The organism is Citrobacter sp. Cpo012 (genome assembly GCF_030333015.1).
In the GTDB taxonomy this organism is placed as follows: domain Bacteria; phylum Pseudomonadota; class Gammaproteobacteria; order Enterobacterales; family Enterobacteriaceae; genus Citrobacter; species Citrobacter portucalensis.
Genome location: NZ_JAOWGR010000037.1, coordinates 435,435 through 447,755, shown reverse-complemented (window position 1 = coordinate 447,755; position 12,321 = coordinate 435,435). Strand labels below are relative to the sequence as shown.

Genomic DNA, 12,321 nt, shown 5'->3' with positions numbered 1-12,321 from the left:
CCTCAGCTAAAGTGCATTTCGGGGACAGTTTCGGGAACGATCAGCTTGCCTGCTGTTCTGGCGACAATCTCATCCACGCTAATGCCCGGTGCGCGTTCACGCAGAATGAACGCACCGTCGGCAATTTCCAGCAGAGCCAGGTCGGTAAGCACGCGTTTGATGCAGGCCACGCCGGTCAGCGGCAAGGTGCAGGCGGGAAGCAGTTTGGACTCACCGTTTTTGGAAGCATGGGTCATTACCACAATGATATTGTCAGCTCCGGCAACCAGGTCCATCGCGCCGCCCATGCCTTTCACCATTTTTCCGGGGATCATCCATGAGGCGATATTGCCGTTAACATCGACTTCAAACGCACCGAGCACCGTCAGATCAACGTGGCCGCCGCGGATCATGGCGAAGGATTGCGCCGAGTCGAAAATCGCCGCGCCTTTTCGCGCCGTCACTGTCTGTTTCCCGGCGTTGATCATGTCGGCATCAATTTCGTCTTCTGTGGGAAACGGGCCCATACCCAGCAAACCGTTTTCTGATTGCAGCATCACGTCCATGCCATCAGGGATGTAATTTGCCACCAGCGTGGGAATGCCGATCCCAAGGTTGACGTAATATCCGTCGCGCAGCTCGCGGGCGACGCGCATCGCCATTTGTTCACGCGTTAACATGGTCAGGCTCCTTTCTGGCGCAGGGTGCGTTGTTCAATACGTTTTTCAAACTGCCCCTGAATGATGCGGTTAACGAAAATTCCGGGAGTGTGAATCGCAGCAGGGTCCAGTTCTCCGGGAGGGACAATCTCTTCGACTTCCACGACGGTAATGCGCCCGGCAGCGGCCATCAGCGGATTAAAATTCTGTGCGGTGTGGCGATAGATGATGTTGCCGTACCAGTCGGCTTTCCAGCCTTTAACCAACGCAAAATCACCGGTTATCGCCTGCTCAAGGATGTAAGGGCGTCCGGCAAACTCGCGAACCTCTTTCCCTTCCGCCACGGGGGTTCCATATCCGGTCGCGGTAAAAAATGCCGGGATCCCCGCGCCGCCCGCGCGCAACTGCTCTGCCAGCGTACCCTGTGGCGTCAGGATGGCTTCCAGTTCGCCGCTAAGCACCTGTCTCTCAAACAGGGCGTTTTCCCCCACATAGGACGCGACCACTTTGCGCACCTGACGCGTTTCCAGCAGTACGCCAAGGCCAAAGCCATCCACGCCGCAGTTGTTTGATACAACGGTAAGTCCCTGAACCTCCCGACGGCGTACTTCGGTAATCAGGTTTTCAGGGATCCCACATAGACCAAAACCACCTGCCAGCAGCGTCATGTTGTCGGTCAGTCCTTCCAGCGCCTCTTGATAAGTGGCAACACGTTTATCCAGTCCAGCCATACACTTGCCTCCCCAGTTGTCCTTGCCGACATCATTGGGGGTGAAAAATGATTTGTTAATTTTAAATTTGTGACTCACTCATTGGGTTTTTTTATCAATTTAATGTTAATTAAAGGTATTCAACAAGTTAAAGGAATGCGAAATGGGAATGAGCATCAAACAGTTACGCGCATTTTTAGCGGTAGCTCACACTCTGAATTTTGCTCATGCCAGCGAAAGACTGAATATGTCGCAACCCGCGTTAAGCCTGGCGATTAAAGGACTGGAAGATTCGCTGGGCGGGGCGTTACTGTTAAGAACAACTCGCAAAGTGACCCTGACGCAGGAGGGAGAAACGCTGCTGAATATGGGGCGACAGCTGCTGGCGGACTGGGAGAATACGGAAGAAGCCATGCGCCAGCGCTTTACGCTGCAGCGCGGTAAAATATCGATCGCCGCCATGCCCTCATTTGCCGCTAACGTCCTGCCATCGGTACTGAAAACATTTCGTGATTCTTATTCCGGTATCAACGTAACGGTTCACGATGTGATCAATGAACACGTGATTGAAATGGTCAGTGAAGGCCGGGTCGAGATGGGCATAGCCTTCGAGCCGGACTATTCGGGACATCTGCATTTCACGCCGCTCGGCGTGGATCGTTTTATCGCGATTGTGCCGCCAACCTGTCGACTGGCAGACAGGGATCGTATTGCGTGGCGCGAACTGCTGACGCTGGATTTTATCACCCTGCAACGCCCGTCCGCCGTGCGGCTGATGCTGGAAGAACAACTGGTGCAAAGCGGACATACGCTGGAAGTAGCGCTGGAGAGCCATCAACTGGTGACCGTTGGCCGTCTGGTGGCTAACGGTCTGGGCGGTAGCGCCGTACCTGCACTATGCCGCACGCAAATGACAGAGTTAGGCGCAACCTGTATCGATCTGGATACGCCGGTGATCCAGCGTCGGATCGGGGTTTTGCGTTCGGCGCATCATAAATTATCTACCGCTTCCGAGGTGCTGGTGGATTCACTGAAAAAGGCGTATCGCACCTGACTTTTCTCAACGGCTCAGGTCATGTAACCGCCCGCCAGCAGCGAACGTCACATCCGGTATCACTCTTCAGCAATGCCTGTTTCTTCTCACAACCTTGGGTTGCCAATGGACATCTGTCACGGAAAAAGCAGCCCTGGGGCAACGTTCGGTTTCCCGGTAGCTCGGTTTTACGTAACACCAAATCTTCCGCCAGCGGTGCGCCCGTTTTAGGTACCGAGTCCAGCAATAATCGTGTGTACGGATGGGCGGGATGAGTGAGAACCTGTTGGGCATTGCCCAGCTCAACAATTTGCCCGAGGTACATCACCGCCACACGGTCGCTCATATGGCGGACCACCGACACGTTATGCGATATCAATACGTAGGTCAGGTTTCTGCGCGCCTGTAGCGACACCAGCAGGTTGAGAATTTGCGCCTGCACGGATATATCCAGTGCTGAAGTTGGCTCATCAAGGACGATAACATCCGGCTCTGACGATAGCGCCCGGGCAATAGCAATACGTTGGCGCTGTCCACCGGAAAACGCGTGCGGCAAGCGGTCGAGATATTCAGGACGAATCCCCACCTGCCGTGCCAAATCCTCGGCAAGCATGCGTCGTTCACGCTCCGGGCTCCGTTTTTGGATCCACACCGGTTCGGTAATTATCCGCCACACCGGTAAGCGCGGATCCAGTGATGAAAGAGGGTCCTGAAAGACCATTTGCATACCGTTATGCTGCTTATCACCACGGCGAGAATAGCTTCCCTGGCTGGGTTTCAACATGCCCATCAACAGTTGCGCCAGCGTACTTTTTCCACAGCCGGATTCGCCAACAATCCCCAGCGTTTCACCCTGACGAATCTGTAAATCCAGACCGTTGAGCGCATGCACCCGTTCCGTAACCTTGCCAAGCCAGTTTTTACGCGCAGGAAAGTTGACATGAACATCCTGCAGCGCCAGTAAAAAATCAGACATGTGTTGTCTCCAGTTGCGGATACCAGCAGGCAGATTGTTGATCTGCACCTCCCTGACTACTTAACGCCGGCGTTTCTTCACAACGAGGACCAGCGGCAAAGCAGCGGTCGCGAAACGCGCATCCGGCAGGTAAGCAGGTTAGGTTCGGCACGGTGCCGGGAATGGCGGGCAGCAATGCGCGCGGTTCGCCGTGTTCCGGTGCACATTTCAGCAAGCCGATGGAATAGGGGTGTGTCGGGCGTTGAATAACGGTTTGCGTCGGGCCACTCTCAATCACGCTCCCGGCATACATGACGTACAACCGGTCGCATAACTGTGAAACCACCGCCATATCATGGCTGATAAATAACACGGCTGTTCCACTGGCGCGCGCTTTTAACTTCAGCAAACGCAGCACCTGCAGTTGCACCGTGACGTCCAGTGCAGTGGTCGGTTCATCGGCAATGATAAGCTCCGGCTCGCACGAAAAGGCCAGCGCAATCATCACGCGTTGGCGCATACCGCCGGAAAGCTCAAACGGAAAACGTTTCATGACCTCCGGCGCGTCCGGGATTTGCATCTCTTCGAGTAGAGCGACGGCTTTCTGGCGGGCATCCGTGCGGCTTAACGCCTGATGATGGCGGATCACCTCCACCATTTGCTGGCCGATACGGCGGGTCGGATTCAGTGCCGTCATGGGCTCCTGAAAGATCATCGCGACGCGTGCGCCGCGCCATTGGCGCATTTGTTTCTCACTGGCGTTGAGCACATCTTCACCCAGCAGCGAAACGCGTCCCTGGTGAATACGATAGCTTCCCTCCGGTAGCAGACGCATGGTGAGCATGGCGGTCACGGACTTACCGGAACCGGATTCACCCACCACACCAACGATTTCTCCGCGGTTGATGTGCAGTGATACATGGTTCAGCGCATGCACGTCAGCTTTATAGCCGGGGAAACTCAGATGCAAATCTTCGATTTCCAGTACGGGTTGTGTCATGACTGTTTTCCTCCGGCTTTCGGATCCAGCAGATCGCGAATACCATCGCCAAAGAGATTAAAGCCCACGGCGGTAATCAGAATGGCGGCGCCGGGGAAAGCGCAATACCACCACTGATCAAGCACGTAATTGCGGCCAATTGCGACCATCGCACCCCATTCAGCGCTGGGCTGCTGCGCGCCAAGACCGATAAACCCGAGCGTGGCGGCCATCAGGATCGCACTGCCGATATCCAGCGACGCCTGAACAATGAGCGGCGGCAGAGAATTGCGTAAAATGTGCCAGCTAATCAGATGCCAGCGTGAAGCGCCGTAGATCCGGGCAGCCTGTACATAAGTAAACTGGCGTACCACTAACGTCTGACCACGGGCGAGGCGTACATAGAAAGGGATACGGACGATTGCAATCGCCAGCATGGCGTTAAACAGGCTGGGGCCCAGCGCGGCGGCTAACGCCATCGTCAACACCAGCGAAGGAATGGACAGCATAATGTCCATCATCCGCATAATTATCGCGTCGGCACGCCCACCCATGACACCCGACAAGCAACCCAGCAGTGAGCCCAATCCCCCGGCGATACCCACTACCACCAGACCCGCAACGACAGATTGCTGACTTCCTACCAGAACGCGGCTGAACAGATCGCGACCGACTTCATCGGTTCCAAACCAGTGAGCGGCTGACGGGGGCAGCAGGCGCGCACTCAAATTGATGGCATTCGGATCGTGGGGTGTTATCCACGGCGACAGCACCATCAGCAGCAGTATCAATACGATGATGACCCCGCCAACCAGCGTCAGCGGGCTACTTTTCATCATCCAGAACAGTTTGGCCCAGTCCGTGCGGCGGCGTGCAGTCTGAGGGGCGGTCGGTGTTTCTTGTGTGAGCATCATTCAGCACCTCCACGTCCAATTCGAGGGTCTACCCACAGATAGAGTAAATCCACCACCAGGTTGACCAGCACATAGGCGAACGAGACCACCACTGCAAAGCCCATTACCGCCGGGAAGTCGAGAGCCTGAATTGAGGTCACCACCCAGGCGCCCATGCCAGGCCAGGCAAAGACTGTTTCGGTCAATACCGCACCGTAGAGCAGATCGCCCAGCGCCAGGCCGAGGACGGTGATTGATGGGATAAGTGCGTTAGGCAATGCATAGCACAACACGATGTACCAGCCCGGCAGCCCGCTGGCGCGCGCGGTGCGAATGTAATCTTCACTCAGTTGCTCCAGCATGGCGGAACGAATCTGACGGGCAACGATCCCAAGATGTACAAAAGCCAATGTCAGCGATGGCAAAATCAGGTGCTGAAGCGCATTGAAAAAGACTTCGCCGTTTCCTTCCAGCAGAGCATCAATCAGGTAGAAACCGGTGACGTGAGCAGGTGGATCCAGCCAGTCGTCTAAACGCCCACCGCCGGGTAAAATTTGCAGATGACCGTAAAACAGCACGATAACCCCCAGCCCCAGCCAGAATGCAGGCGTGGAGATACCGGTAATTGCCATTAGCCGAACAAGGTGATCAAGCCAGCGGTTACGCCAGACCGCAGATAAAATACCCAGCGGGATACCTATCACCAGCGCCAACAACAAAGAGCAGAAAGCCAATTCAAGGGTCGCGGGGAAGAAAATGCGCAGCTCATCCAGTACCGGACGTCCGGTGCGAATGGAAGTGCCTAAATCGCCGTGAAAAATATCGCTGACATAGCGAAAAAACTGGACATACAGCGGTTGATTCAGCCCCAACTGTTGGCGAATATTTTCGACAATTTCATCGCTGGCGCGATCGCCCGCCAGCAGCCGCGCGGGGTCGCCAGGTATCAGGTGTGAAATAATAAAGGTGATTACGCAAACACCGATAACCACCAGAATAAGTCCCCAGCATCGCTGGCGTAAAATACTCCAGAACGTCATTAGCTTCCCCTTGCGGAGCCAGAGCGGCTCCGCATAAACGTGGCTTATTTACTCATGGTGGAGATATTGAAGACCTGTTCCAGCATGGGGTTGAATACAAATCCTTTGACGTCTTTATTCATCGCCAGCTGATAGTTTTTCTGGAATAAATAGACGTAGGCTGCTTCATCAATCACGATGGTTTGCGCCTGCTGGTAGTCATTGGTTCTGGCCACCTGATCGGTTGTGGCCAGCGCGCTGCGCAGGAGTTTATCGACCTCAGCGTTTTCATAGAACGAACGGTTACCCGGCAAGCCTTTCTTGTCTGATTCAAACCAGTAGTTCATAAACATGTACGGGTCGGCAAAATCCGGACTCCAGTTGCCAATGGCAATGTCGTAATCACCTTTGCCCACGCGGTCGCGCATGGTGGCGTTTGCCAGTTTTTCCAGTTTCACCTTAATGCCCAGTTTGCCAAGGCTTGCCTGGGTGGCGAGCGCGATAGGTTCCCAGTTAGGGTCATTATCGGAGTACAGGAAGCTCAGGCTTTCAGGTTTGGTGGCAACTTTGTCCCACTCTGCTTTGGCTTTGGCTTCATCAAAGCTGTACTGCATGGCCTTGTCGTCAAAACCCCACATGCCTTCAGGGATCGGGCCACGCATTTGCTTCCCGTTGCCGCTCAGGATCCCGTTGACCATGCCTTTATAATCGGTGGCCCACGAGATGGCGCGGCGTAAATCCACCTGATTGAGCGGCGCTTTACTGTTGTTGAGATACAGATAGGTCACGCGCAATGAGGGATAATCCGCCACGTTCACTTTGCCTTCCTGTTTTAAAGCGGCAAGCTGGTCAACAGGAAGCGCATCGGCAATGTCGATATCACCACGTGACAGTTGCAGGCGACGGGAGGCGCTTTCACCAATGATTTTGACTGAGACACGCTTAAATGTCGGTTTCGCCCCGGCATAATGCGGGTTCGGCACCAGCACCAGTTGTTGTCCCTTTTGCCAGCTCTTCAGCATGAAGGGACCAGAGCCTGCCGTGTTCTGCGCCAGGAATCCGCGGGCATCATCTGCGGCATGCTCTTTTAAGATGGCCGGGTTAATGATTGAGGCACCGTCATTTGCCAGCGTATACAGAAACGGGGCAAACGGCTGGCTGAGGGTAAATTTCACCGTATTGTTATCAATGACGTCGACCTTCAGATCTTTTGGGAAAGCTTCCGCAGGTCCCTGACCAATTTTGAGCAAACGTTCAAAGGATTGCTTTACCGCATCTGCCGTTACCGGCGTTCCGTCGGCGAATTTGGCATCGTTTTTCAGGGTAAACGTCCACTCTTTCTGATCGTCAGAGGCTTTCCAGCCGCTGGCTAAATCACCTTCAACTTCTGTGGATCCTTTACCTCCGTCGGTTTTGTATTGAACCAACCGCTGGTAAGAGGGATAGGTAACCGTCCAGTCATTGTTATCGATGGTCACGGCGGGGTCGAGCGTCTGCGGATCGGCGGCTTTACCAATCACCAACATATCTTTGGGAACGGCAGCCTGTGCGGCGGGCAGGGTAAATGCTAACGCAACGGCTATCAGAGCGGGGCGGCAAAACGCGTTTAACGCAGGTGTAGTCTTCATAACCAGGCTCCAGAATTAAAGGGGATGTTGTGTTGTTATAGGCGTGACAGTGTAACAATCTATTTGATCGTCAAGCAGCGGATAGCGAGCGGCATCAGGTAATTCAAAATGCCACCATTCACTGTTAATACCGACAAAACCACCGCCAAACATAATGGCATTGAGCAGCAGGCGGTTACGCTGCGCTGCCGGAGGTACAGACGGGTGCCAGGCATGGGAACGGTCATGCATTTCATCAAAACCGGCACCCATATCAAGGAGATGGCCGCGATCGTCCATCAACGTAACGTCAATGGCTGTACCCCGGCTGTGATTGGAACCAATTGCGACATCGACAACATACTGCGGGTCGGGACAGGCATTCCACAGTATCGCCTGCGCCTGCTGGGGGCGATACGCGTCGTACACCACAAGCTGCAGGCCGGCCAGTTGCGCAATGCTGATGCTTTTAGCCAGCGCTGTTACCGCCTCAGTGTGCAACAGACAACGCGCTTCCCGGTAGATAGGTGCGCCGGTAATGTTGTCGGCAGTAGCGTATTTAAGATCGATATGCAGCGACGGAAATATCACCGACAGATCGACCAGTTCTGGGAGTTCTGACATAGCACGTTTCCTGTTTATTGTTCGAATTGACCAAATTGTTGTTGTAACTGGCGATTGGTTTGCAGGCGTCCTGCGAGGGCGTCACCCAGTTGCGCCACCACCGCAGAAAGTAATAAGTTGAACAGACAGCTCACCGGTGCCAGTGAGTCCCAGAAATGCCCGGTGTCAGTTTTTACCTGAAGTAAATCAATGGAATAATCCCTGGCCCATGGGCACCACACATCGGTAATGAGCGCCAGCGGAATACAGCGTTCTGTGGCGACGCGGCAATATTGTCGCGAAATAGCGGAGTAGGCGCGCATATCGGTAATAACCACGTAAGGCTGGCTGAATCCCGAGTTCAGCGACTCTACCCAACTGCCGGACAGGCCTTCGGAGTAGCTGACTTTAGGTCGCAGGTATTCCAGGTGACTAAAAAAGGCGTTGGCGATCCCGCGGGTGGACTGGATCCCGAGGATGTATACGGCTTCCGCATGCGCCAGCTGCTGTGCAATGCGTTGAAACGTCTCACCCTGGGCAAGTTGATAGACGTGGGTAATGGCGTCGATCTCCAGTAACAGCGACTGCTGTGCCCGATCCGGCAGGCTTTGTTGCTGGTGCCAGGAGTCCAGTCGTTCATTCATTCCCCAGGGCTGATACGGAACAACGGGAAGCTCACGCAGACTCGCTTTTGCATCCTCCAGGTTACGAAAGCCCAGTTTACGCAGATAACGTCCGACGGTAATGCCGCTGGTTCCGGTTGCTTTGGCGATGCCATCTGCGGTTTCAAATGGGATCTGCACAGCATGGGCTAACAGCCACCCGGCCACGCGCTTTTCGCTGGGCGTCAGCTGGCTAAAGGTTTGCTCTATGCGGGTAAATAACTCTGGTTTGGCTGTCATTACCTTCTCGCTGTTAGTTGCCTGTCAGATACCGTATTTCTGTTAGCGAATTAACAATGCAGGACGCGTGCCATGTGCGTAACAGCGGCACGCCGGCTGTTTTTGTTAAAAACCAACCGATATTCATTAACCAATGATCAACATTTGTGCAGCGTAGTTCAGTTTTGGTGCAACGGTAGAGCAAGAGGGGTATGAATCTGCTGATTTCGTCGGAACGATCACATTGTGGGCAACATTTATCCCTCAGACATAAGAATCAGTAATGGGAAATATAAATTTCAGCCATATCAATAACAGCAATCTTTATTCTTATGACGGTAGGGGTATTATTTTTCGCGAGCTACATTAACGGTGTTAAGCGCAAGTGTAGATATTATTTATATTATAAATGGAGTACTACAATGAATAAATTCTCCCTTTCTACAGCAGGTATTCTGGTCGCAGCGCTGTTAACCAGTGTCAGCGTCAATGCAGCAACAGATAACGCTAAAACTGAAGTGACTCCGAAAGGCATGAACTGCCAGGAGTTTATTGATTTAAACCCACAAACTATGGCTCCGGTGGCCTTCTGGGTGCTCAATGAAGACGAAGACTTCAAAGGTGGTGACTACGTCGACTATAACGAAACCGTTACGACTGCAGTTCCTCTGACCGTTGAACTTTGTAAGAAACATCCGCAGAGTGAATTAAGTAAAATAAAAGACGAAATCAAAAAAGAATTATCTAAATAAGATTAAACCGTTATTAAAACCCAGCCAAAGTGCTGGGTTTTGTTATTTGTGACGCTGTCACTTGTTTGTTTTGCAATACTTAAGAAAACTTTATAAAGATATAAACGCCTGTGCCGATACTGGATAAAAGTTAGCCTTTTGCAGAAGGAGTTTGTATGGCCTGGTATCCTACTCGTATTTCAACGCGTTTAACCATCGGCGGCATTCTGCTGCTTGCAGTAACGACCCTTGTTATCGTGGTGATTATGCTCTGGCGCGGTCAGCCGCGCGTCGTTGAAATCAACACCGCCCTGATCGAAGAAACAGGGCAAGGTTTAACCCGTCAGTTGAGTACCGTATTGTCCCGAATTGAAGGTGAGACCGTCAGCCTGTCGCGACTGGCTGAAGTGTTGCCTAACGATGAATCTCTGTACCAAAGCATTGTTCCGCATCTTATTGGTGAAGGTAAAGACTCGATTATTACCGGCGGCGGCATCTGGCCAGAACCAGACGCCTTCACCCCAGGTGTGGAGAAAAGAAGCTTTTTCTGGGCGCGTAATGCTGAAGGAAAGCTGGTGTTTTCCAATGATTATAACGTCGAAGGATCGAGTGGATACCACAATGAAAGCTGGTATCAACTGGCCAAAGGCCATTCACAAAACAGCTGTTTATGGTCTGACGTTTACCAGGATGCCAGTTCAGGCGTCAACATGGTGACATGCAGCGTGCCTTATCAACAGGCGGGCAAGTTTGCCGGTGTCGCTACCACCGATATCCGTCTGGATAACGTCGCTACCTTCATGCAGCAGCAGGGAAACAGCACCGGTGGTTACGCGTTTGTGGTAGACAAGCAGGGACAAATTCTCTATTTCCCGCAGGCCGACCTGGCAAAATATAAAACCATTAACGATTTGGCGCAAAGCGCGCAGTGGCTTATCCCGGTGCAAAACGGTCTGAAATCTTTGCGCCCGACAGATGGGGTGAAGACTATCACGCTGGCAAACGACAACGTCCTGAATACAGCGTCACAGGTAATGCTGTTCCCGATGCCAGATACCGGCTGGGTCGTAGGACTTGCAACCCCGGAATCTCGTATTGTCGGTCTTGCCAAAGTGATGATGCAGGACGTTCTGGAAGTATTGATCCCTATCATGACGCTGTTGCTGGTGGGATCATGGCTGGTGGTTCGTCGACTGATTTCACGTCTCGATGATACTCGTCAGGCACTTGATGACATCGCGCAGGGAGAAGGCGATCTTACCCGTCGTCTGGATGTTCGTGGCAAAGACGAGATTTCGGCTATCGCCGAGGCGTTTAACCTGTTCGTCGATAAAATCTCGGCCATCCTGATCACCGTCAGAAGCAGTAGCACAGTGGTAGCGAATAACGCCGTTAGCCTGGCTGACAGTAATATGGAGCTTTCATCTCGCGTAACGCAGCAGGCCGCTGCGCTGGAAGAGAGTTCGGCGGCTATGGAGCAGTTAAATGCGACCGTTCATCAAAACGCCAGTAATACACAACTGGCGGATGAGCTATCCGATAGCACCGCGCAAACGGCCAACCGCTGCGGCGATGTAATGCAGGGCGTGATCTCAACAATGGATAACGTCAGCGCCTCATCCGGCAGAATGGTGGAAATTGTCGCGGTCATCGACAGCATTGCGTTCCAGACCAATATTCTCGCCCTGAATGCCGCGGTTGAAGCAGCCAGAGCGGGCGATGCTGGCAGAGGGTTTGCCGTCGTGGCCTCCGAAGTGCGCACGCTGGCTCAGCGCAGTGCCACCGCCGCCCAGGAAATTAAAACGTTGATTGATGAATCCGTTTCTCATGTTGGTAGCGGAAGTCAGCAAATTCACAATGCAGGTGAGCGTCTGGGAGAACTGGTCAACAATGTGCGTCAGGTGCGCCAGTTGATGGGGGAAATACGCGTTGCGGGTGAAGAACAACGTAAGGGCGTTTCCGAAGTTACGCTGGCCGTTACCGAGATGGACAGCACCGTTCAGCAAAACGCCTCATTAATTGATGATGCCGCAGCACGGACGCAGGCGCTGAAAGAGGAGGCGGAACAACTGGCAATGCTGGTTTCGTCATTCAGACTACCTGAGCCTTCCGTTGCCTGATAACGGCATCATTTCCGGGTGCAGACCTTGTGCCCGGATAACTCCAGTATAATGTCCCTTAAGCAAGATTTTCCGGTTTAACTCCTTTTTATTGTGTCTTATAAGACTTTGAATCATTCCCCACTTAACTCTATAATATTGGGTGTAAAGTC

At 53.1% G+C, this 12,321-nt stretch carries 12 protein-coding genes; 3 read left to right on the top strand and 9 right to left on the bottom strand.

What is annotated here, in order from left to right; translation table 11 throughout:
• Positions 1-2: 2 nt before the first annotated feature.
• Positions 3-659: a CoA transferase subunit B gene (locus OGX90_RS12045; RefSeq protein ID WP_191214660.1), complete on the bottom strand. Its 657-nt coding sequence runs from the start codon at positions 657-659 to the stop codon at positions 3-5.
• A 2-nt stretch (positions 660-661) separates the two neighbouring features.
• On the bottom strand, positions 662-1,369 hold the full coding sequence (locus tag OGX90_RS12040; RefSeq protein ID WP_286583759.1) for a CoA transferase subunit A: 708 nt from the start codon (positions 1,367-1,369) through the stop codon (positions 662-664).
• A 142-nt stretch (positions 1,370-1,511) separates the two neighbouring features.
• On the opposite strand from OGX90_RS12040, the gene OGX90_RS12035 reads away from it, so the two are divergent.
• Positions 1,512-2,402: a LysR family transcriptional regulator gene (locus tag OGX90_RS12035; protein WP_003020016.1), complete on the top strand. Its 891-nt coding sequence runs from the start codon at positions 1,512-1,514 to the stop codon at positions 2,400-2,402.
• A gap of 19 nt (positions 2,403-2,421) precedes the next feature.
• On the opposite strand, the gene OGX90_RS12030 is transcribed toward OGX90_RS12035, so the two are convergent.
• From OGX90_RS12030 to OGX90_RS12000, 7 genes are read right to left on the bottom strand one after another with little or no spacing between them, the layout of a single operon-like run.
• Positions 2,422-3,357: an ABC transporter ATP-binding protein gene (locus OGX90_RS12030; protein ID WP_191227177.1), complete on the bottom strand. Its 936-nt coding sequence runs from the start codon at positions 3,355-3,357 to the stop codon at positions 2,422-2,424.
• Positions 3,350-4,336, bottom strand: a complete 987-nt coding sequence (locus OGX90_RS12025; RefSeq protein WP_191227178.1) for an ABC transporter ATP-binding protein — start codon at positions 4,334-4,336, stop codon at positions 3,350-3,352. The genes OGX90_RS12030 and OGX90_RS12025 overlap by 8 nt, the downstream gene beginning before the upstream one ends.
• The gene (gene ddpC, locus OGX90_RS12020; protein WP_191227179.1) at positions 4,333-5,229 is read right to left on the bottom strand and encodes a D,D-dipeptide ABC transporter permease; all 897 of its coding nucleotides are present in this window, start codon (positions 5,227-5,229) and stop codon (positions 4,333-4,335) included. Before ddpC ends, OGX90_RS12025 begins: the two co-directional genes overlap by 4 nt.
• The gene (locus tag OGX90_RS12015; protein WP_003020008.1) at positions 5,226-6,248 is read right to left on the bottom strand and encodes an ABC transporter permease; all 1,023 of its coding nucleotides are present in this window, start codon (positions 6,246-6,248) and stop codon (positions 5,226-5,228) included. Before OGX90_RS12015 ends, ddpC begins: the two co-directional genes overlap by 4 nt.
• A 44-nt stretch (positions 6,249-6,292) precedes the next feature.
• Positions 6,293-7,855: an ABC transporter substrate-binding protein gene (locus tag OGX90_RS12010; protein ID WP_234692521.1), complete on the bottom strand. Its 1,563-nt coding sequence runs from the start codon at positions 7,853-7,855 to the stop codon at positions 6,293-6,295.
• 15 nt (positions 7,856-7,870) lie between these two features.
• On the bottom strand, positions 7,871-8,458 hold the full coding sequence (gene ddpX, locus OGX90_RS12005) for a D-alanyl-D-alanine dipeptidase (protein WP_003832991.1): 588 nt from the start codon (positions 8,456-8,458) through the stop codon (positions 7,871-7,873).
• A gap of 14 nt (positions 8,459-8,472) precedes the next feature.
• Entirely contained in the window at positions 8,473-9,339 is an 867-nt protein-coding gene (locus OGX90_RS12000; RefSeq protein WP_003832990.1) for a MurR/RpiR family transcriptional regulator, read from the bottom strand.
• A gap of 401 nt (positions 9,340-9,740) precedes the next feature.
• Between OGX90_RS12000 and hdeB the strand changes: the two genes are divergently transcribed.
• Both hdeB and OGX90_RS11990 read left to right on the top strand, forming a co-directional pair.
• Positions 9,741-10,070: an acid-activated periplasmic chaperone HdeB gene (gene hdeB, locus OGX90_RS11995; RefSeq protein ID WP_003019999.1), complete on the top strand. Its 330-nt coding sequence runs from the start codon at positions 9,741-9,743 to the stop codon at positions 10,068-10,070.
• A 155-nt stretch (positions 10,071-10,225) separates the two neighbouring features.
• Complete coding sequence (locus OGX90_RS11990; RefSeq protein ID WP_234692522.1) at positions 10,226-12,169, top strand: methyl-accepting chemotaxis protein; 1,944 nt, start codon at positions 10,226-10,228, stop codon at positions 12,167-12,169.
• The last annotated feature ends 152 nt before the right edge of the window (positions 12,170-12,321 follow it).